The organism is Pectobacterium fontis, from assembly GCF_000803215.1.
In the GTDB taxonomy this organism is placed as follows: Bacteria; Pseudomonadota; Gammaproteobacteria; order Enterobacterales; family Enterobacteriaceae; genus Pectobacterium; species Pectobacterium fontis.
Genome location: NZ_JSXC01000004.1, coordinates 47,906 through 70,058, shown reverse-complemented (window position 1 = coordinate 70,058; position 22,153 = coordinate 47,906). Strand labels below are relative to the sequence as shown.

Genomic DNA, 22,153 nt, shown 5'->3' with positions numbered 1-22,153 from the left:
GGGGCACAATGTCAGGTTCTTCAAATAAGTCTGATTCAGCAAAAATACCAGGATCGCCAACACATTCTGCGGTGGCAAAAAAGCCCGATACGTTAACGCAGCCTGTTTCTTCTACTCCCCCAGCATTCGCCTTTGATGCGTCACAGTTTGCCGCTGCGCTGCTCCGCCAACCGCGGCTTGCTGGCGTGGAGGCGCTTAATGCGATGACGCCAGTGCAGCGCTGGCGCGCCGTCAGCCTCGCGCTGGCGGAACAACTGCTCATGCATACGGCTTCTCCTGCCACCGCCAATACGCCTCAGCGCCATGTGAATTACCTGTCAATGGAGTTCTTGCCCGGTCGTCTGACGGGGAACAACCTGTTGAATCTGGGGTGGTATGACAAGGTTGCTGCCGCGCTGGCGGAGCAGGGGCTGAATCTGAGCGATATTCTGGAGCAGGAAACCGATCCGGGGTTGGGGAATGGCGGATTAGGGCGGCTGGCGTCCTGCTTTCTGGATTCGATGGCGACGGTGGGGCAGCCTGCAACGGGGTATGGCCTTAATTATCAATATGGTCTGTTTCGTCAGCATTTTGCCGAGGAAAAGCAGCAGGAAACGGCGGATGACTGGCAGCGTGATAGCTATCCGTGGTTTTTACCCCGTACCGAGCTGGCGGTGGATGTCGGGTTTGGCGGTCGTCTGCAACCTCAGACGGACGGGAGCCTGCGCTGGTTGCCGGATACTATTTTCAGAGGGGAAGCCTGTGATTTGCCCGTGATTGGCTACCACAACGGTGCAACTCAGCCTTTGCGCCTGTGGCGTGCGACACATCGCGATCCGTTTGATTTAACCTTATTCAATGACGGCCACTATCTGCGCGCGTCTCAGGCGGGGATTTCCGCCGCCAGCCTGACCAGCGTGCTGTACCCGAATGATAATCATGTGGCGGGCAAACGTCTGCGCCTGATGCAGCAGTATTTTCACTGTGCCTGTTCCGTTGCCGATATTCTGCGTCGCCATCTTAAGGCGGGGCGCGCATTGTCCACGTTGCCAGACTATGAGGTCATTCAGCTTAACGATACTCACCCGACGCTGGCGATCCCTGAATTGATGCGTCTGCTGCTAGATGAACACCAATTGTCGTGGGATGAAGCCTGGTCGATAACCGGACGCACCTTTGCCTATACCAACCATACGCTGATGCCAGAAGCGCTTGAGCGCTGGGATGAGCGGCTGTTTGGCCGCCTGCTGCCTCGCCATTTGTCGATCGTCCGGCAAATTGATACGCAGTTTAAGGCGCAGGTCGAAGAAAAATGGCCCGGCGATCGGCTGATATGGGCGAAGCTCGCCATCCGCCACCAGCGTCAGATCCGTATGGCAAACCTGTGCGTCGTCAGTTGCTTTGCGGTCAACGGCGTGGCGGCGCTGCACTCGGAACTGGTGGTGAAGGATCTGTTCCCCGAATATCATCAACTGTGGCCAACCAAGTTTCATAACGTCACCAACGGCATTACACCACGCCGCTGGCTGAAGCAGTGTAACCCGGCGCTGTCTGCGTTGATTGACGACACGCTGCGCACGCCGTGGGTGAATGATTTGCCCGCGTTGCAAGGGCTGGAGCCTTATGCTGACGATGCCGGATTTCGTGAACGCTATCGGCAAATCAAGGCCGATAATAAAGTGCAACTGGCAACCTATCTCCGCCAGCAGTACGACATGGTGGTCGATCCGCAGGCGCTGTTTGATGTGCAAATCAAGCGATTGCATGAATACAAACGCCAGCATTTGAATCTGCTTCATATTCTCGCGCTATATCGTCAATTGCGTGACAATCCGCATCTGGATATAGTGCCGCACGTCTTTTTGTTCGGTGCCAAAGCGGCGCCGGGCTATGTTTTAGCGAAAAACATCATTTATGCCATTAATCGGGTCGCTGGGGTCATTAATCAGGATCGTCGTGTTAACGATCGCCTGAAGGTGATCTTCCCGCCGGACTATCGCGTATCGCTGGCTGAACGGATGATTCCTGCTGCGGATATCTCTGAGCAGATTTCAACGGCAGGTAAAGAAGCTTCTGGCACGGGCAACATGAAGCTGGCGCTGAACGGCGCATTGACCGTTGGTACGCTGGACGGGGCGAATGTAGAAATGGCGCAGCAGGTGGGTGAAGACAATCTGTTCATTTTTGGTCACACCGTGGAACAGGTAAAAGCGTTGCAAGCTCAGGGGTATAAGCCGTCTGACTACCTTGCTGTGACGCCGCTGTTGCGGGAAATACTGAACGAGTTAGCGAGCGGCGCCTTCAGTCAGGGGGATAAAGACGCGTTTACCCCCCTGTTAGATAGCCTGCTGAAACTGGGCGATCCCTATATGTTAATGGCCGATTTTGCACCGTACTGCGAGGTGCAACAGCGTGTGGATGCGCTTTATCGTGAGCCAGATGAATGGACGCGCCGCTGTGTGTTGAATACCGCCAGAATGGGGATGTTCAGCTCCGACCGGGCGATTCAGGATTATCAGACGCGCATTTGGCAAGCGCATCGTTAGGAAAAGGAGAGGGTGTTCAAGGTGGATAAACAGGCAAACCAGCAGACCGGCATTGCAGAAAGCTATACCGATGCCTATGGCAAAGAGCACATTGTTGCGGTTGCAATCAGAAATCAGATTCAGGCAATGATGGAGGTTTCTGATAGCGGCAATATGCCCTTGCCGCCTGTTTGTGTCTTTTTACAAGGCCGGGATGCGGTTATCGAGCTTGCTGGTCACGGTGAATTCCTCTGGACGCTGATGTATGAAAACGGTGGTCAAATTCAAGGACAGATAACGGGCGGTTCAACGCTGACTCTGCCGGGCGTGCTGCCGTTGGGCTACCACTACCTGACCCTAACGCAGGCCGACCAGCGTTGGAGTTGCCGGATTATTGTTGCCCCGCATCGTTGCTATGAACCTGAAGCCTTGCAGCAGGGAAAACGCTGGTGGGGCGTTACCGTACAGCTTTACACCTTGCGCTCGCAGAACAACTGGGGGATCGGGGATTTTGGCGACTTACGCCAATTGGTGGAGCAGGTTGCCCGGCGCGGCGGTGCCTTCGTGGGGCTGAATCCGCTGCATTCGTTGTATCCCGCGCAGGCAGACGCCGCGAGCCCTTACAGCCCTTCATCCCGACACTGGCTGAATATTATTTATATTGACGTTAATCGTATCGATGATTTCCAGCAAAGTGAGGAAGCGCAGGCGTGGTGGCAGCGCGAGGAAACACAACATGCGATTACTTCACTGCGGGCGGGGCGCTGGGTCGATTACGAGCCGGTGACGCAGCTTAAGCTGGCCGCCTTACGGCTGGCTTTCCGCTATTTTACCACCCGTAGCGTGTTGGATCCGCGCATTAGCGCCTTTCGTCAGTTTGTCGTCAGCGGTGGCCAGAGCCTGCAACTTCAGGCGACGTTTGATGCGTTGCAGGCTTACCTGAAAGAACAGGGTGAGAACTATGCGGATTGGCGTCAGTGGCCTGCCAGCTATCATGATGTACACAGTGAAACCGTAAAAGCATTTCGCCGTGAAAACAGTGATGAGATTACCTTCTATAGCTGGCTGCAATGGGTGGCGTATGAGCAACTTGCAGATTGCTATGCGCACAGTAAACAGCTTGGTTTGCCGCTCGGTCTGTATCGTGATTTGGCCGTCGGTGTCGCACTGGGGGGGGCGGAAACCTGGGATGAACGGCAGCTCTATTGCCTCGATGCCTCTATCGGCGCCCCGCCGGATCCGCTCGGCCCGCAGGGGCAAGACTGGCAACTTGCCCCGATGAACCCCATCATGATGCAACAGCGCGGCTATCAACCTTTTATTGACGTACTGCGTAGCAACATGGCGCACTGTGGTGCGTTGCGACTCGATCATGTTATGGCGCTCCTGCGTTTATGGTGGGTCCCCAAGACTGAATCGGCGAGCAGCGGGGCTTACGTGCATTATCCGGTCGACGATTTGCTGGCCGTATTGTCTCTGGAAAGCCAGCGTCACCGCTGCCTGATTATCGGCGAAGATTTAGGGACGGTGCCGCCGGAAATTGTCAGCAAACTGCATGACTACGGTATTTATTCCTACAAAGTGCTGTTCTTTGAAAAGGATGAGAAGAACCACTTTCGCGCACCGGAAGCGTATCCGCGTCAGGCGATGGCAACCATTACTACGCACGATCTCCCGACGCTGCGTGGTTACTGGCAGACTGTGGATTTATCGCTGGGGCGGGAGTTGGGGCTGTATCCGACGGAGGCCCTGTTGCAAGAGCAGATGCAGCAGCGTGAGAAAGCGAAACAGGGATTGCTCAACGCACTACACCATTATGGGCTTTTGCCGCAGCGCGTGGGGCGCAACGCGACGCTGACAACGATGGGCGCACCGCTGAGCCGTGGCGTTCACCGCTATGTGGCAGACAGTGCGAGCGCGCTGGTTGGGTTCCAACTGGAAGACTGGCTGGATATGGCCACGCCAGTGAATGTGCCGGGCACCGATCGTGAATACCCCAACTGGCGACGTAAACTGACGCGTCCGCTGGAGTCGATCTTCACCGATCGCTGCCTTGAACGACTGGTGCGGGATGTCGATTTACGTCGCGGCGTGCCGATGAAAATACAGAAAGTGTAAAAAACGCGTAAACACTCATCCTCCCCGAGTGGGGAAGATGAGGCTGAATCAATCAGTGGGGGAAATCAGAGGCCGGAAACTTATTAATAGTAGGAGTGTTCGCCGCGCTGGTGTTCGGTGAGGTCTCGCACGCCTTTCAGATCAGGGAATTTTTCCAGCAGCTCTTTCTCGATCCCTTCTTTCAGCGTGACGTCGACCATTGAACAACCGTTACAGCCGCCGCCGAATTGCAGAATTGCCAGACCGTCATCGGTAATTTCCATCAGCGTCACGCGGCCGCCGTGCCCAGCCAATTGGGGATTGATCTGCGATTGCAGAACATACTCAACGCGCTCCATCAGCGGCGCGCTGTCGTCCACTTTACGCATTTTGGCATTCGGGGCTTTCAGCGTGAGCTGAGAACCTAATTGGTCGGTCACGAAGTCGATCTCGGCGTCTTCCAGATAAGGTGCGCTGAGTTCATCCACATACGCGGAAATCTTTTCAAATTTCAGTACGGTATCGCTGGCTTCTACCGCATCCGGCGGGCAATAAGAGACACCGCACTCGGCGTTTGGCGTACCTGGATTGATAACAAATACGCGGATCTGTGTGCCTTCTTCCTGTTTTGCCAACAGTTTCAGGAAATGCTCCTGAGCAGCATCGGTAATACGGATCATAATAGTAAGCTCGATAGTTGACTGCACTTATCGGTTATAATACGCCCATCGTCCCCTTAACTACAAGGTGCGGCACAAACACCAGACCTGAACGCCCGCCGCGCCTTGAGCCAGTAGCAGCCTGCTGATTTCGGCGGCGGTACTGCCCGTCGTGACGACATCGTCCAGTAACACCACCTGTTGCCCAGCCAGCGTGACATCACACGAAAATGCGCCCCGCAGATTGTGCCGCCGTGCGCTGGCGCTGAGCGTTTGCTGTAGCGGCGTGCGCCGCGTGCGCTGCAATTCACGGGGATCGTAAGCACAGGTTAACCAGCGGGCGAGAGGGCGGGCGATCAGCTCAGTTTGATTGAAGCCACGATGCCACTGGCGGTTGCGGTGCAGGGGAACGGTGAACAGGCGTTCAGGGCGAAATAGAGGAATGTGCCCGCTGAGTTTCCGCTCGCGGTAGGCCATTTGCCAGCGTAGCAGCAACTGTCGGGCGAGTACCGCTGCCAGCTCGGTTTTGCCGTGAAACTTGAAATGCTTAAGCAGCGTATTGAACGGTGGCACGTAATCGCTGAGAAACGTCATGGATTGCCAGGGCGGCGGATTTTGCAGGCAGCGCCCGCACTGGCGCGTTGCCTCACTCGTGGGCAAACCACAGCGCGGGCAGCAGGTTGGTAAACGAGGTAAATGACGTTGACAGTATGAGCAAATTCCCTGCTGGCTGCGATGAAGCGGTAATAAACATAGCCAGCAGCGGGCGGCGATAGTTAACATATTCTTTCCCTAAAAATGTTTTTCCCTGAGTAAGGAAGATAACGGATGGCGGTGTTGTATTGGCAGACTGAAGGTGCAGGGAAAACGGATCTTGTGTTGCTGCACGGATGGGGGCTGAATGCGCAGGTATGGCAGAGCATTGTTACGCGACTTGCGCCGCATTTTCGTCTGCACTTGGTCGATCTGCCGGGCTATGGCAGAAGCCAGGGATTCGGGCCGATGTCGCTGGGTGACATGGCGGAGAAGGTCGTGGCGCAGGCACCACAACGCGCCGTTTGGCTCGGGTGGTCACTGGGCGGATTAGTCGCTAGCCAGATTGCACTGCGCGCGCCTGCGCGCGTGGAAAAGCTGATTACCGTGGCGTCCTCACCTTGCTTCAGCGCGCAGGACGGCTGGCCGGGTATCAAGCCGGACATATTACAGGGCTTTCAGCAGCAACTCAGTGAGGATTTCCGGCGCACGGTCGAACGGTTTCTGGCGCTGCAAACGTTGGGAACGGACAGCGCACGGCAGGATGCCCGGCTGTTAAAAAACGTGGTGCTGGAACAGCCGATGCCGTCCGTTGAGGTATTAAACGGCGGGCTGGCCATTCTGCGTGAAGCGGATTTGCGCCAGCCGTTAGCCGATCTGACCGTGCCGTTCCTGCGGCTCTATGGTGCGTTAGACGGACTGGTGCCGCGTAACGTTGCCGGATTGCTGGATGACGAATGGGCGAATTCGACCGCGGTAGTGATGCCAAAGGCTGCGCACGCGCCGTTTATTTCGCACCCTGATGTTTTTACCGAGCTGGTGATCGCATTCGCTCAGGGGTAGCCGACGATTATTTACATTTTCTCCTCAATTTCTCCACGATTTAGCTGATGTCGGCGGTTAAGGTAATTTGTCACCCGATATACATCATGTCGGTCATTTCAGGATCGAGATACCGGGGGAAACACGGTGTGAGGCATCCCTATGGGAACCTCATGACCGTGTTTCCCCCCTAAATCCATGCTGAAGTGACCAGCATTACCCTGTGCGCAGGGTTTTTTCTGGGGCTGGTGAAGCTATTCCGCTTGATCATAAGTGGGCTGCGCATGGAGCAGCTACGTTAAAATATGGCTGAGGAGTGTAGAAGCGATGGCGAATTTTTTTGTCGACCGTCCTATTTTTGCGTGGGTGTTGGCGATTCTTCTCAGCCTGTGCGGTATGCTGGCGATCAAGTCATTGCCACTGGAACAGTATCCCGATCTGGCACCGCCCAGCGTGCGGATCACGGCGAGCTACCCCGGCGCGTCGGCGCAGACGCTGGAAAATACCGTTACACAGGTGATTGAGCAGAGCATGACCGGGCTGGATAACCTGATGTATATGTCTTCGGACAGCAGCAATACCGGTCAAGCCCGAATTATGCTGACCTTCGAGGCCGGTACTGACCCCGATGAAGCCCGTCAACAGGTGCAAAACCAGCTTCAATCCGCCACCCGCAGGTTACCGCAAGAAGTGCAGCAGCAGGGCGTCACCGTCAGTAAAGCGGGTGATACCAATATCCTGATGGTGGCATTTGTCTCCACCGACAACAGCATGGACAAACAGGATATTGCCGATTATGTCGCGACCAATATTCAGGAACCGATTAGCCGTATCAGCGGGGTGGGCGAGGTTTCTGCTTATGGATCGCAGTATGCGATGCGCATCTGGCTGGATCCGGCCAAACTGATGGATTATGCGCTGACCACCAGCGACGTGGTTCGTGCCATCGAATCGCAGAACAGTCAGGTTTCGGTAGGACAGATCGGCGGCGTACCGTCGGTGGATAATCAGGCGCTGAACGCGACGATCAACGCGCAATCGTTGCTACAGACGCCACAGCAGTTCCGTGATATCACGCTGCGCGTCAATCAGGATGGCTCTGCCGTTACGCTCGGCAATGTCGCGGAAGTCGAGCTTGGTGCCGAACGCTACGATTTGCTCAGTCGTTTCAACGGTCAGTCTGCTTCTGGTTTGGGGGTGACGCTGGCGTCTGGTGCGAATGAGCTGGAAACGGATAAGCGTGTCAGGGAACGTATTGAGGAACTGTCGCAGTACTTTCCACACGGGCTGGAAGCCAAAATCGCCTTCGAAACCTCCCCTTTTGTGAAAGCCTCTATCACCGATGTGGTCAAAACCCTATTTGAAGCGGTGCTGCTGGTCTTTCTGGTGATGTACCTGTTCTTGCAGAATTTCCGCGCCACGCTGATTCCTACAATTGCGGTGCCGGTGGTGTTGCTCGGTACGTTTGCCGTGCTGTACGCCTGTGGTTTTAGCCTGAATACGCTGACGATGTTCGCGATGGTGCTGGCAATCGGCTTGCTGGTGGACGACGCTATTGTGGTGGTGGAGAACGTCGAGCGGGTGATGAGCGAAGAAGGGCTATCGCCACGGGAGGCAACGCGTAAATCGATGGGGCAGGTGCAGGGGGCGCTGGTCGGGATTGCGCTGGTGCTGTCAGCCGTGTTTGTACCGATGGCTTTCTTTGGTGGCACCACGGGAGCGATTTACCGTCAGTTCTCTATCACTATTGTCACCTCAATGATTTTGTCGGTGCTGGTGGCGATGACGCTGACGCCCGCGTTGTGTGCGACGTTGCTCAAGCCGCTTGCTAAGGGGCAACACCACGGTCGCAAAGGCTTTTTTGGCTGGTTTAACCGGCATTTTACCCGGACGTCGCTGAAGTATGAGCGTGGCGTCGGCAAGATATTGGTCAGCAGCGGGCGCTGGCTGCTGCTGTATATGGGCATCATCGGAGTGATGGCCTTCCTGTTTTTTCGGCTGCCGACCTCGTTCTTGCCGCAGGAAGATCGGGGCGTATTCACGACACAGGTGCAGCTACCGCCGGGTTCAACGCAGCAGCAGACCTTACAGGTGGTCAGCAGGATCGAGCAGTACTACCTCACGCAGGAAAAGGACACCGTGACGTCGGTCTTTTCCACCATTGGCTCAGGGCCGGGTGGAAACGGACAAAACGTGGCGCGTCTGTTTGTGCGTCTCAAAGACTGGAACGAGCGCACCACACCGGAGCGCAGTTCGTTTGCCGTTATCGAACGTGCGACCAAAGCCTTTCGCGATATCAAGGAGGCGCGCGTGTTCGCCAGCAGCCCGCCGTCGATTAACGGGCTGGGAAGCGCGGCAGGTTTCGAGATGCAGTTACAAGATCGGGCGGGATTAGGGCACGATGCGCTGATGGCGGCGCGAGAGCAACTGCTGAATCTGGCTGACAGCAATCCTGAACTGACGCGCGTGCGCCACAACGGTCTGGATGACAGTGCGCAACTACGGATTTACATCGATCAGCGTAAAGCACAGGCGCTGGGCGTGTCGGTGGATGACATTAACAGCACGCTGAGAACTGCCTGGGGCTCAACGTATGTTAATGATTTTCTCGATCGTGGACGGGTTAAACGCGTCTACGTTCAGGCGGCGGCAACGTTCCGTATGCTGCCGGACGATATCGGTAAATGGTATGTGCGCAACAACAGTGGCGGCATGGTGCCGTTTAGCGCGTTTGCGCAGACCGTTTGGGAAACCGGATCGCCACGCCTTGAGCGGTACAACGGCTATTCCTCGCTGAATATTGTCGGTGAGGCGATGCCGGGCGTCAGTACCGGTACGGCGATGAAGGTGATGGAATCGCTGGTGGCGACGCTACCGGAAGGGTTTGGGGTGCAGTGGACGGGCATGTCGTTGCAGGAGCGCCTGAGCGGCGCGCAGGCACCCGCGCTGTATGCGGTTTCGCTACTGGTGGTGTTTTTGTGTCTGGCTGCGCTCTATGAAAGCTGGACGGTGCCGTTTTCCGTCATGCTGGTGGTGCCCATGGGCGTGTTGGGTGCGCTGGTGGCGACCTGGGCGCGTGGCTTGGAAAACGATGTCTATTTTCAGGTTGGGCTACTGACGGTGGTCGGGCTATCGGCAAAAAACGCCATTCTGATTGTGGAATTCGCTAATGAGATGAACCAGAAAGGCAAAGATCTGGTTGAGGCCACGCTGGAGGCGTCCCGCCAGCGACTGCGACCGATCTTGATGACGTCATTGGCGTTTGTCTTCGGCGTCCTGCCGATGGCGACCAGCAGCGGTGCAGGCTCGGCGAGTCAACATGCTGTGGGTACGGGGGTGATCGGCGGCATGTTGACGGCGACCTTCCTCGCCGTCTTTTTCGTGCCGCTGTTCTTCGTCGTCGTACGTCGCCGTTTTCCGCTAAAAGAGAAGGAATGACAGTGGCTGCCTGCGCCACAGTAAACCAGCGTAATACAGCGCTACATTGGTAGCGCTGTATTACGACCTCCCGCGTGGTTTTCAGTAGTCGCAGACGAGGAATATCCGGTCGAAGCGTTGTGCTGCAAGGTCGGTGCGATGAATGATGAAGTTGAGCCTGCCATCATCCCACTGAAATTGCCCAGCCAGATCGACCTGAAACAGTACCAGCCAGTCCTGTGCTTCACCGCCACAGGTCTGGGCTGCCTGTAATTCGGGTAATTCATGTTGGCTGAAACCGCAGCCGTTGACTCGGGCAATACCGCTGTATTCGGGCAAGGGGGCATCAAGTGGAAAGTTTGACGGTAGCATGTCCTGCTTCATCATCCAGACGAGTTGCTCTTCCGTGGCCTGGCTACCAGGCAACACATTAAATTCCCCCAATCGTCTCAACTGCCAGGCGTAATATTCAGCAAAATCAAGGTGACTTAATGCATCGTCGTAGACCTTATCATCCAACTCTGCCTGTTGCGCCGGACTGAGCCGTGAACATAGCATTGCCTCAAGATGCGGATTTTGTCTCAACGCGTAAAAACTGGGTACGGCTACGCTGGCTCTTGGATGCAGTTTGAACGCGGGTTTCTGCCCTAGTGTCTTTTCGTCATTGAACGCAAGGTCGGCAAAGCGTGCGCCGCTGCATAAAGCGGCGACATCCGGCACGTAAATCACCTTTCCTCTGGTGGTCAACGGGCTGCTGGCGCATTCCAAAAAGAAGAATAGGGTGCCTTCACGCGGCAGATACTCTTGCAACGGCGCTAAATCAGCGCAGTCTAGCTGTGCAATAAATTCCAACGGTACACGATAGGCCTGTGTGCGGTCATCCCAGGGGAAAATACAAATACCTTCTTCATTCTCATCCTCTTGCCAGCATTCTTCATCTTTGAGCAAGGTGTCTTTGTCGACGTTGGTACAGGGATAAGACATATCAGCAGGCAAATCGGGTAATCCGCCTAATCGATGGTGACCCAGTACACTCTGGTCATCTTCTGCTCCGTGATAGAAATCGATGCTACTACGCAGCGTACCCGCGATGGCGTGGGTGATATGAGAAGGAACACCAGACGCCAGTCGCGCGTGGAAAAGGTGCTGGCGTAGTGATGAATTTTCTGCCAAAAACGGGAGCAACGTGGGGTCAGTTGGCGTATTGGGATAGAGGCCGGTTCGCTCATTTTTCCGAACGGTTTTGCTCTCATTTTCTTTTACTGCGGGGGGTTCCGTATTTTCTTGCGGTTTCAGGGCATGAAGGTGAGCGTCGAACGCCATGTCTGGCTCAGTGGTGATAATGCGCAGGCTACGTAGCGCCGTTTCTATGGCGATGAAGTGATCGTGTTGGCTATCTATCGGACAGTATGCGCCGGAAAAAAGACAAACCGTATCCGTCAACCGGACGAAAGCAAACATATAGGCGTAACCATAAATCCCCTCAGCCGTCATCAGGATGGCGTGATCATTGCCAAGGGATAATGTTTTCTCTTCCAGCCAGGTGAGTGGCCCATAGATTTTGCCGCAAAACGTTCGGTATCGATCGGTTTGCCCGGTTTCTACTCGGTGGAGTAATTCCCGGTCAATCGGATAAATATCCACCACCACAATATTATCGTCAGCAGCGTACTGGCCGATGATACCTTGCCCGTGTGGCTCAACAGAAGTGAAGATCGCTGGGAAATCAATGGATAAAACATCCGTGTAGATGGTTGGCATAGCACGTTCCTAACGTAGAAAAGAGATCGCGTTTTCATGATGCCATATTTTCCTCTTCTTGCATGAGAACGATTGACTGGAGATGAGGGGCTTTGCATCACTCGTAATGCATTTTTGTAACGTCTTGCCTTCTTCTGGTGCGATCACGTCGTGAAAATAGCGAAATAAACGGGTTTTTACGGTGCGGATAAACATGGCACGGCCTGTGCTTAGTCTTATATACCATCTTGTGTACAAGATGCGGCGGCTCAGGTACTCGATCTGATCGGGCTTTTCAGGCTGGTGATCGCCAGCTTTTTTTAGCTTACCGTTGAAGGGGAAACACAATGAAAAATAACAATGACAAGATTGATCATAAACGTCGGCAGCTTATGAAATGGTCAGCCGTTAGCGCGGGGGCGTTGACGTTAAGCAGCGTGCTGCCGGGATTCGCTTTCGCCGCAGAAGGGGAAGAAATTCGTATCGGTTACTGGCCGATTGTCGGCGGTTTACCCTTGTATGTGGGCGTTGAACGGGGCTTTTTCAAAGAGGCGGGACTGAATGTCAGAGCCGTGAAATTCGCCAGCCCGCAGCAGATTGTCGAAGGGATGATGACAGGCCGTATACATGGTTGCGCCAACGGAACCGCCACGGGCGCATTGGGATTAGGGGAAATTACCTCTCCCGGTCTGTTCAAGATTATTTGTTCGAACCCGTCGAATCACAAGATGGTGTTGGATGAGTTTCTGGTGCCGTTAAACAGCGACGTAAAAAGTATCGCGGAACTGAAAGGCAGACGTATTGCCTGTGGGCCAGGTATTCAGAATGTGGTGATGACTAAAATCATTCTGGAGAAAAACGGTTTTACGGCGGATGAACTGCGCGTGACGGAATTACCGGTCGGACAACATGTGGCTGCGCTGGCTGCCGGGCAGATTGACGGCGTCTACACACTCGAACCGACGGGAACAGTGGGGCGATTAAAGGGGTTGTCACGTACGTTGGAAACCGGGGTGATCTCCCGCTATGTGCTCGGTAATCCCGATGCACCGTGGTTTGGTGGCGCGGCGGCACTCAATAGCAGTTTTATCAGTAGTCGTGCGGCGGAGGCCAAAACGTTCACACAGGCGTATGCCAAATCCGTTCAGTTTATTCAGCAAAATCCAGAAGCGGCGCGTGAACATATTACCGGCTACACCAGCATTGAAGCCGAGTTGAGCAAAGAGGTGCCGTTGCCGGGGTTTGTTATGTATGACGAACTCAACGGCGACAATCTGGCGTGGTTCCAGAAGTTTTACGATGTGTTCACTGAAAGAAAGATCTTCCGTCAACCGGTGGATGTCAGCAGCCTGATTTATCAGCCTTAAGGGAGGATCTCGATTATGCGTCAGCATTGGACGTCTAAATTACTGCCCGCTGTCGGCCCGATTTTGCTGTTTCTCTTTTGGCAGTTGGCGGTCAGTGCGAAATGGCTGAATCCGATTTTATTGCCATCGCCGATCGATACGTTGGGTTATCTGTTCCACTCCTTCGCGGATGCGAGCATGCGCACGGATATTGGCGCGACGCTATATCGTACGCTCGCCGCCTTTGGTTTTGCCGCACTGATTGGCGTGCCGTTGGGCGTGATTCTGGGCAGTAATGAAAAGATTTATCGCAGTCTGGAGTTTCTGATCGACTTCTTCCGCTCTACGCCATCGTCGGCACTGATCCCGCTATTTTTGCTGATTTTCGGGATAACCGACGCGAATAAGATTGCGATTTCGGCCTTTGCCGCCGTGCTGGTGATTCTGTTCAACAGCGCCTATGGCGTGATGAATGCCAAGAAAACCCGTCTGATGGCGGCACAGGTGATGGGGATTTCCCGCTGGCATATTTTCAAAGACATTATGCTGCTGGAAAGTCTGGCACAAACCTTTGTCGGCCTGCGTACGGGGGTGTCGATGGCATTGGTGATCGTCATCGTCGCGGAGATGTTTATTGGCTCGGAAACCGGGTTGGGGCACCGCATTATTGATGCGCAGCAGGTGTTTAATATTCGGGATATGTACGCCTCTATTCTGATTACGGGCGCGCTGGGATATCTGCTTAACGTACTGTTTTTAGTGGTAGAGAAACGAATTGTTCACTGGAGTGGCAAAGCATGATGACACCGAGCATAGCGCAAGTGGAAAAACCGGATACCGCGCTGCCGCCGTATCCGGCACCGAACACCCACGTCACCATTCGCGGGTTGAACAAGTCGTTTGCGGGGCAACCGCTGTATACCGATCTGAATCTGGATTTGCCGCGCGGCAAGATCGTGTCGATTTTCGGGCCGAACGGCTGTGGTAAATCGACACTGATGAACATGATTGCCGGGCTGATCCCCGTCGATAGCGGCGATATCCTGTTTGACGGTAAAACGCTGGCGGAAACTCGCATTGGCTATGTGTTTCAAAACTATCGTGATGCGCTGTTTCCCTGGATGAGCGCCTGGAAGAATATTGCTTACCCGTTGGTGCGCAGCGGAATGAGCAAGCATGACGTGCAGACGCGGATGGATGAATTGATCGCGATGTTTGATATTCGCTTCGATCTTCAGCGTTATCCGTATGAGCTATCGGGCGGGCAGCAGCAGACGGTCTGTATCATGCGGGCGCTGGCGACGGGGCCAGAGGTGATGTTTCTGGATGAACCGTTCTCTGCGCTGGATTTTGAAATGACGCTGTTCATCCGCGACAAGCTGCAAGAGGTTCAACTGGCGACCGGTGTGACGATGGTCATCGTGTCACACGATTTAGAAGATGCGGTGTTTCTGGCGGATGAAATCTTGCTGCTGACGCGTCGGCCCACCACGGTGTCGGAGATTGTGCCATTTACGTTAGCGCGTCCACGCGGGGCGGAGGCGATGAGCGATCCTGAGTTCATTCGCGTCAAGGCGCACACGCTGGAGGTGTTCAAACGCGAAATGGCGGCGTAGGGCTAACGGGTGACAACAGATAATACGCAGTCCTACATAACCCCGTAGGGTGCATGCCGTTGCCCGTGCGCCAACTCCTGCCCGATAGTGATAAGCCGAGCTTCCGAAGGCGATAGCGTGTACATGAAAAAATGGAGGATCAGGCAAGAAAACCGGGGAAATGCTATACCTGTTTGCTGGGGGAATGAGGGAAAATAGTTTGTTTCTTACTCAATCTATTTTCAACACCATCTATTTTCAACACAATCGACTCTCCCACGAATCGGTTTCTCAACAGAAAAGGAAATAGCCATGCTTGTACACGCCTATGGTGCCCACGCGGGCGATAAACCGCTTGAACCGTTGCAGATCGTCCGGCGTGCGCCGGGTGCCCACGATGTCCAGATTGAGATTGCCTACTGCGGTATCTGTCACTCAGATCTGCATCAGGTGCGTGCTGAATGGGCAGGCACACAGTTTCCCTGCGTACCCGGTCATGAAATTGTCGGACGGGTATCAGCGGTAGGGGCGCATGTCTCCACCTTTAAAACGGGCGATCTGGTGGGTATCGGCTGCATTGTAGACAGTTGTCGGCACTGCGAAGAGTGCGATGACGGCTTAGAAAACTACTGTGATGGCATGGTCGGCACTTATAACGGCCCGACGGCAGATGAACCCGGCTGGACGCTCGGCGGCTACTCTCAGCACATCGTCGTGCATGAGCGCTATGTGCTGCGTGTTCGTCACCCGGAGGCGGAGTTGGCTGCCGTTGCGCCGCTGCTGTGTGCGGGCATTACCACCTATTCACCGCTACGGCACTGGAATGCGGGGTCGGGCAAGAAGGTCGGCGTGGTCGGCATCGGCGGGCTGGGTCATATGGGGATCAAACTGGCGCATGCGATGGGTGCCCATGTTGTTGCATTCACCACGTCTGAATCTAAGCGTGCAGACGCGAAAGCGCTGGGAGCGAACGACGTGGTTGTTTCCCGCAACGCAGAAGAAATGGCGGCACATGCGGGCAGTTTTGATTTAATCCTTAACACCGTGGCTGCGCCGCACGATCTGGATGCATTTTTAGTGCTGCTGAAGCGAGATGGCGCGCTCACGCTGGTTGGTGCGCCTGCATCACCGCATCCTTCTCCCAACGTGTTCAACCTGATCATGAAACGCCGTACCGTGGCGGGATCGATGATTGGCGGCATTCCTGAAACGCAGGAAATGCTGGATTTCTGTGCCGAACACGGGATTGTTTCTGATATTGAGTTGATTCGCGCCGATGAAATCAATGAAGCCTATGAGCGGATGCTCAAAGGCGATGTGAAATACCGTTTCGTCATTGATAACGCCACGCTGAGTGCCTGATAGGCACTTTTCCCACAGCATCTGGTGCTGTGGGAACCTTCGTATTTCGTTATGCCCCCACCTGAACTATGTATGTCCCGTTTATCATTGTGCTTTGATATAACCTCTTTTATAGCCGTCATACTTCAAGCTGCTTGTGCGTTGGCAATACGCGGTTTATCGCGGAGCCTCGTCCTGAAAGGCCGTCGTTAGCGGCGTGTAAATCGGTTTAGTTTCAGTACAGAACCCCAGAGACCCCTATGGATATTGATAAAATCAAAAAGCTGATCGAACTGGTCGCCGCGTCAGGTATCTCCGAACTGGAAATTTCTGAGGGCGAAGAGTCGGTACGTATTAGCCGCGAGGCCGCTGTTCCTTCGGTGCAACAAGCCTATATGTTGCCCGCTATGCCGCCATCGACACCGCCAAACGCGATCGCACCCGCCGCAGTGGCAGTAGAGCCAGCCACTGCATCCATCAAGGGGCACGTTGTGCGCTCCCCGATGGTTGGAACCTTCTACCGTACCCCGAGCCCGGATGCGAAGGCGTTCTGTGAAATCGGTCAGAACGTCAACGTTGGCGATACTCTGTGCATCGTTGAAGCCATGAAAATGATGAACCAGATTGAAGCCGACAAAGCGGGCGTGGTGAAAGCCATTCTGCTCGAAAGCGGCCAGCCGGTAGAGTTTGACGAGCCGCTGGTCATCATCGAATAACGAGGCGCACATGTTGGATAAAATTGTCATCGCCAACCGCGGCGAAATTGCTCTGCGTATTCTTCGTGCCTGTAAAGAACTGGGCATCAAGACCGTCGCGGTACACTCCACGGCGGATCGCGATTTAAAACACGTCCTCCTGGCCGATGAAACGGTCTGTATTGGCGCGGCACCGTCCGTAAACAGTTATCTGAATATTCCTGCCATCATCAGCGCCGCTGAGATTACCGGTGCGGAGGCTATTCATCCTGGCTATGGTTTCCTCTCCGAGAACGCCAGCTTTGCCGAGCAGGTTGAAGAGTCCGGCTTTGTTTTCATCGGCCCGAAAGCCGACACCATCCGCCTGATGGGCGATAAAGTGTCTGCGATTACCGCGATGAAGAAAGCGGGCGTACCGACTGTTCCGGGTTCCGACGGCCCGCTGGGTGATGACATGGACGTTAACCGTGCGCATGCCAAACGCATCGGCTACCCGGTGATCATCAAGGCGTCCGGTGGCGGCGGCGGTCGCGGTATGCGCGTGGTTCGCAGTGATGCGGAGCTGGCGCAGTCCATTGCCATGACCAAAGCTGAAGCCAAAGCGGCGTTCAACAATGACATGGTGTACATGGAGAAATACCTGGAGAATCCGCGTCATATCGAGATTCAGGTACTGTCAGACGGCCTGGGTAATGCCATCTATCTTGCCGAGCGTGACTGTTCCATGCAGCGCCGCCACCAGAAAGTGGTCGAAGAAGCGCCAGCGCCCGGCATTACGCCGGAACTGCGTCGCGACATCGGTGAGCGTTGTGCCAAAGCTTGTGTCGATATCGGCTACCGTGGCGCAGGGACCTTTGAGTTCCTGTTCGAAAATGGCGAGTTCTATTTCATCGAAATGAACACCCGTATTCAGGTGGAACACCCGGTTACCGAAATGATCACGGGCGTAGACTTGATCAAAGCACAGTTGCGTATCGCTGCTGGTCAGCCGCTGTCGATCAAACAGGAGGACGTGGTGGTGAAAGGCCATGCGGTGGAGTGCCGTATCAACGCCGAAGACCCGCACACCTTTTTGCCTAGCCCGGGTAAAATCACCCGTTTCCATGCGCCGGGCGGTTTTGGCGTGCGCTGGGAATCACATATTTACGCTGGTTACACTGTACCGCCATACTATGACTCAATGATCGGCAAGCTGATTTGCTTTGGCGAGAACCGTGATGTGGCGATGGCACGTATCAACAATGCATTGCAGGAACTGATCATTGATGGCATCAAAACCAACGTGGGTTTGCAAATACGCATCATGAACGACGAGAAATTCCAACAGGGCGGCACCAACATCCACTATCTGGAAAAGAAACTCGGTCTACACGAGAAGTAATCCCTGCCTGAAAAATTCCCCCTCCGGTATCTAATGTCGATCGTTTAATCGAGATACCGGGGGGTACCAAACTCCGTAACGTTATGATGAACGCATGATTTGCCCTTTACGTTGGCGCTGATCGCACCAGATGGTGAAGATCCCAGAGATGGCTACGATAGCAGCGCCAATCAGCGTGGCATCGCCCGGCAGGCTGTCGAGAAACAGATAGCCAATCACCATCGACCACACCAGCGTAGTGTAATCAAACGGCGCGAGCAGCGAGGCATCGGCATAGCGCAGGCTGAGCGTGACCAGAATTTGCGCCACACCGCCAAAGAAACCACAGCCAATCAGCAACGCCCACTGCCAGCCCGTTGGGCGCACCCAGCCAAGTAGCGCCGTGGACAGGCCAATCAAGGTGGTCATCAGCGAAAAATAGAAGACGATAGCACCGGGTGTCTCGATGCCGTTTAGAAAGCGGATTTGCACATTGGACGTTGCAGCACAGAGCGCCGCCAGCAGTGCAAACACGGCTCCTAAGGCCGTGCCGTCAAGCGTTAGCCCCGATGTGCGTAACGCGTGGCCCAGCGTCAGGTTTGATGACAGCATAATGACGATGCCGCTAAAGCCGACAACCACTGCCAGCCAGCGGGAAAAACGGACGTTTTCTTTCAGCAGCAGTGCTGCCATCAACACGGTAAATAGCGGAGCGGCATAGCTGATCGCGGTGGCATCGGCCAGCGAAATATAAACCAGCGCCAGATAGTTGAAATACATACCACCGGTGCCGGAAAAACCGCGAATCACATGGCCGAAAATATTTCGGGTTTTGATGCTTTTCATTACGTTGCCCTGTAGCTTTAACCATAGCAGCAGGGGAAATAACGCGACGAAGGAACGGAAAAAAATCACTTCTCCGGTGGGGATGGCGCCGTTCAGCCCTTTGACGCAGGCAAGCATTAATGTTGCGCACAGCGCCGACATTATCTTCAGCAGCATCCCGAGTTTGGCATTCATTATCTTACCTTTGATTTTACGACATACAGGTGTGATGAAACTCCACCTTAGAACGCGCGGAAAGTACGCTGATAAGATAATTTTCCTCTGTCTGAATAACCTTTTCTTATTCCTGTGACGGTGTATTGGCGCGTGCTATCTGTCATATAAATTGTGTATCTCGCGACAGGGTTTCCCTCTTATACCGTCGAAAATAAAGCCCGTATATTCCAATGTGTACGGTCTGCCATACCGCATGAAATCTGGCAATACAAAGGCGTGTATTCAACGAGTTAACACTTTGGGGAAAACATCATGACAGTAAAAAAATTATCTTCTGCTCTGGTATTGCCACTTTTACTGACCAGTATTGGAGCCAATGCGGATCTGCTCTCGGATATCACTGCGCGTGGCGATCTGAAATGTGCAGTCTATTCCGACGTGCCGCCGTTCTCATCACCGGATGCGAAAACGCGCCAACTGGTGGGCATGGATGTGGACCTGTGTACCGCGCTGGCGCAGAAAATGGGGCTGAAATTAACCCTGGTTCCCACTTCCGTCGAGGCGCGGATTGCGGTGATTGCAACGGGTCGTGCCGATGTGTTGATCGCTAACCTCGCTTACACCAAAACACGCGGCAATCAGATCCAGTTCAGCGACCCGTACTATGTCGCCAAAGAGATGCTGGTGGTGAAAAAAGATAATGCGGATAAAACGCTCGCCGATTTTAAAGGCAAGCGCATCAGCGCGACCAAAGGCACCACGTCTGAGCAGTCGATTCATATTAAAGGCGGCAATGCGGTGACCTTCCAGGATTCGGCATCCGCTTTCCTCGCGCTGGAACAAAACAAAGTGGTGGGTTTTGTGACCAACACCATGACCGGCATCAAGATGATCTCTCAGGCGAAAAAAGACGGCATCGAGCTTGCGATGATCAAAGAGCCGATGGCGCTGGAGCCGATTGGTGTGGGCATGAAGCGTGACGAACCTGCGCTGCTTAATGCGGTTAATACCAGCCTGAAAACCATGGATAGCGATGGCACCATCGACAACATCTGGGATACCTGGATTGGGCCAAATACCGAGTACAAGATGGTGCGAGAGGAGCGCGTACAGCCATTGTCGAACCTGAAATTTGAACCGCTGGAATAATTATGGCCTGGTTAGAGCAACACGCGTCGGTTTCTTTAGGGGCGGATATCACGCTCTCAACCATGGGGAGCCGTGCCTGGCTGGTGGAAGCAACGGGGGAATTTAGTCTGGCGACTCAACGGCGTATCTGGTCTCTGGAGCAAATCCTCTCACAGTGTGATGACGTCGACGCGCTGATCCCCGGCGTCACCAATTTACTGGTGTTGCTCAAGCAGACGCCAGAAGAAGCAGACGCATTCCCGCAGCGGCTACGCGAATACTGGCGAGAAGCGCGGGAAGTGCAGCCACAGGGAACGTTGATTGAGATTCCGGTGCACTACGGTGGCGAGTTGGCCAGCGATCTTGACGCGGTATGCCGCCACACCGGTTTTACGGAAAAAGAGGTGATCCGCCGCCATTATCAGGGACAGTACACGGTTGTGGCGGTGGGCAGTGCGCCGGGGTTTGGTTATCTGCATGGTCTGGATCCTCTGCTGGCGACGCCGCGTAAAAAGGTGCCGTCACTCAATATGCTCAAAGGAACCGTGACCATTGGTGGAGCGCAGACGGGCGTGTCGGTCCTAACCGGGCCAAATGGCTGGAATGCGATTGGTTATGCCGAACTGGAGGTGTTTGATCCGCATGCGACTCCCCCCGCGCTGATGGCTCCCGGCGATAACATCCGTTTTTTACCCGAAAGGATCGAACTGTGATCGAAATCGAACGCACGGGTGCGCTAAACACGGTACAGGATTTGGGGCGTTTGAGTTTCCGCCACCTTGGGGTATCGGTCAGTGGTGCCATGGATCCGCTGGCTTTGCGGGCTGGGAATGCGCTGCTGGGAAATAATGACAACGCTGCGGCAATTGAAGTGCAAATGTTTCCGTTTCGCGTGCGCTTTCATGAAACGACAACCATTGCATTGACCGGAGCGGATTGTCGGGCACGGCTGGATGATCGCGATCTGCCGCCCTGGTGGGGCTGTCAGGTGAAAAAAGGCCAGGTGCTGGAGTTGCGCTATCCCCGTTCCGGTACGCGGGGGTATCTCTGTGTGGCAGGCGGCATTGATGTGCCGGAGGTGTTAGGCTCGCGCAGTACCGCGCTGCGTGGCGGGTTTGGTGGCATTGACGGTCGCCCGCTGGAGGCCGGAGATCGACTGCCTCTCGGCCGGATAACGAGCAAGCCGTTGCCGGAAGGCGGCATAGGCATTGAGCCGCCGGAACTGGCGCTGCGTGAGGTGTTTGCCGCGCCGGTGAATGGCGTTGTGCCAGTACGGGCGATGCCCTCTGGTGAGTATGCGCTGTTCGCGGCGGATCATGCGCGTTTCTGGCAGCAGCCGTGGCAGATATCTCGTCAAAGTAATCGCACTGGCTACCGTCTTTCCGGTGAGCCGATTTTCCCCTCCAGCACGATTGAGATGCGTTCATACGGGCTGATCCCAGGCATTGTACAGGTGCCGCCAGCAGGAGAGCCGATCATTCAATTAAGCGATGCGAATACCGCAGGGGGCTATCCCAAAATTGCCTGCGTGATTGAAGAAGATCTTTGGCGGCTGGGTCAGCTACAGGCCGGGCAGTCGATTCAGTTAATCCAGAGCGATGCGAAACAGGCTATCGTTGCGCGGCAGGCGACCGAACGCTGGCTGGCACGGTTGCGCGATTTTTCGCGTTCACTTATTAACGTGAATGGGTAAT

General features: G+C 54.7%; 17 protein-coding genes. 13 read left to right on the top strand and 4 right to left on the bottom strand.

Annotated elements, in window-relative coordinates:
* Positions 1 to 8: 8 nt before the first annotated feature.
* Positions 9 to 2,525, top strand: coding sequence for a maltodextrin phosphorylase (gene malP / locus OI69_RS02295; RefSeq protein ID WP_039345588.1), 2,517 nt, complete (start codon positions 9 to 11; stop codon positions 2,523 to 2,525).
* A gap of 12 nt (positions 2,526 to 2,537) precedes the next feature.
* Entirely contained in the window at positions 2,538 to 4,622 is a 2,085-nt protein-coding gene (gene malQ, locus OI69_RS02290) for a 4-alpha-glucanotransferase (RefSeq protein ID WP_039345585.1), read from the top strand.
* Between the two features lie 83 nt (positions 4,623 to 4,705).
* Here malQ and nfuA read toward each other — a convergent pair whose 3' ends face one another.
* Positions 4,706 to 5,281: a Fe-S biogenesis protein NfuA gene (gene nfuA / locus OI69_RS02285; RefSeq protein WP_039345583.1), complete on the bottom strand. Its 576-nt coding sequence runs from the start codon at positions 5,279 to 5,281 to the stop codon at positions 4,706 to 4,708.
* Positions 5,282 to 5,341: 60 nt separating this feature from the next.
* Positions 5,342 to 6,043, bottom strand: a complete 702-nt coding sequence (gntX, locus tag OI69_RS02280) for a DNA utilization protein GntX (protein WP_039345580.1) — start codon at positions 6,041 to 6,043, stop codon at positions 5,342 to 5,344.
* A 45-nt stretch (positions 6,044 to 6,088) separates the two neighbouring features.
* Here gntX and bioH point away from each other — a divergent pair, with 45 nt between their 5' ends.
* Positions 6,089 to 6,856: a pimeloyl-ACP methyl ester esterase BioH gene (gene bioH, locus OI69_RS02275; protein WP_039345577.1), complete on the top strand. Its 768-nt coding sequence runs from the start codon at positions 6,089 to 6,091 to the stop codon at positions 6,854 to 6,856.
* Positions 6,857 to 7,162: 306 nt separating this feature from the next.
* Positions 7,163 to 10,273 (top strand): multidrug efflux RND transporter permease AcrD, encoded by a 3,111-nt coding sequence (gene acrD / locus OI69_RS02270; protein WP_039345573.1) that lies wholly within the window; start codon positions 7,163 to 7,165, stop codon positions 10,271 to 10,273.
* An 81-nt stretch (positions 10,274 to 10,354) separates the two neighbouring features.
* Here acrD and OI69_RS02265 read toward each other — a convergent pair whose 3' ends face one another.
* On the bottom strand, positions 10,355 to 12,013 hold the full coding sequence (locus OI69_RS02265; protein ID WP_039345570.1) for a DUF1963 domain-containing protein: 1,659 nt from the start codon (positions 12,011 to 12,013) through the stop codon (positions 10,355 to 10,357).
* A gap of 326 nt (positions 12,014 to 12,339) precedes the next feature.
* Here OI69_RS02265 and OI69_RS02260 point away from each other — a divergent pair, with 326 nt between their 5' ends.
* The 6 genes from OI69_RS02260 (at position 12,340) to accC (ending at position 18,350) form a co-directional block, all read left to right on the top strand.
* Entirely contained in the window at positions 12,340 to 13,359 is a 1,020-nt protein-coding gene (locus OI69_RS02260; protein WP_039345568.1) for an ABC transporter substrate-binding protein, read from the top strand.
* Positions 13,360 to 13,374: 15 nt separating this feature from the next.
* The gene (locus OI69_RS02255) at positions 13,375 to 14,139 is read left to right on the top strand and encodes an ABC transporter permease (RefSeq protein ID WP_039345565.1); all 765 of its coding nucleotides are present in this window, start codon (positions 13,375 to 13,377) and stop codon (positions 14,137 to 14,139) included.
* A complete protein-coding gene (locus OI69_RS02250) occupies positions 14,136 to 14,954 on the top strand; it encodes an ABC transporter ATP-binding protein (RefSeq protein ID WP_080752588.1) in 819 nt (272 codons plus the stop codon). The genes OI69_RS02255 and OI69_RS02250 overlap by 4 nt, the downstream gene beginning before the upstream one ends.
* 291 nt (positions 14,955 to 15,245) lie before the next feature.
* On the top strand, positions 15,246 to 16,295 hold the full coding sequence (locus OI69_RS02245; protein ID WP_039345562.1) for an NAD(P)-dependent alcohol dehydrogenase: 1,050 nt from the start codon (positions 15,246 to 15,248) through the stop codon (positions 16,293 to 16,295).
* 239 nt (positions 16,296 to 16,534) lie between these two features.
* Positions 16,535 to 16,990 carry an acetyl-CoA carboxylase biotin carboxyl carrier protein gene (gene accB / locus OI69_RS02240; protein ID WP_039345561.1) on the top strand — a complete coding sequence of 152 codons (456 nt, stop codon included), beginning with the start codon at positions 16,535 to 16,537 and terminating at the stop codon, positions 16,988 to 16,990.
* A 10-nt stretch (positions 16,991 to 17,000) separates the two neighbouring features.
* Positions 17,001 to 18,350: an acetyl-CoA carboxylase biotin carboxylase subunit gene (gene accC, locus OI69_RS02235; protein ID WP_039345558.1), complete on the top strand. Its 1,350-nt coding sequence runs from the start codon at positions 17,001 to 17,003 to the stop codon at positions 18,348 to 18,350.
* A gap of 81 nt (positions 18,351 to 18,431) precedes the next feature.
* Here accC and OI69_RS02230 read toward each other — a convergent pair whose 3' ends face one another.
* Positions 18,432 to 19,349 carry a DMT family transporter gene (locus OI69_RS02230; RefSeq protein WP_039345555.1) on the bottom strand — a complete coding sequence of 306 codons (918 nt, stop codon included), beginning with the start codon at positions 19,347 to 19,349 and terminating at the stop codon, positions 18,432 to 18,434.
* Between the two features lie 294 nt (positions 19,350 to 19,643).
* Between OI69_RS02230 and OI69_RS02225 the strand changes: the two genes are divergently transcribed.
* Genes OI69_RS02225 through OI69_RS02215 form a run of 3 tightly spaced genes read left to right on the top strand, consistent with a single transcriptional unit; the run spans position 19,644 to position 22,152 of the window.
* On the top strand, positions 19,644 to 20,480 hold the full coding sequence (locus tag OI69_RS02225; protein WP_039345551.1) for an ABC transporter substrate-binding protein: 837 nt from the start codon (positions 19,644 to 19,646) through the stop codon (positions 20,478 to 20,480).
* Positions 20,481 to 20,482: 2 nt separating this feature from the next.
* A complete protein-coding gene (gene pxpB, locus OI69_RS02220) occupies positions 20,483 to 21,172 on the top strand; it encodes a 5-oxoprolinase subunit PxpB (RefSeq protein WP_039345547.1) in 690 nt (229 codons plus the stop codon).
* On the top strand, positions 21,169 to 22,152 hold the full coding sequence (locus OI69_RS02215) for a 5-oxoprolinase subunit C family protein (protein ID WP_039345544.1): 984 nt from the start codon (positions 21,169 to 21,171) through the stop codon (positions 22,150 to 22,152). The genes pxpB and OI69_RS02215 overlap by 4 nt, the downstream gene beginning before the upstream one ends.
* Position 22,153 lies beyond the last annotated feature (1 nt).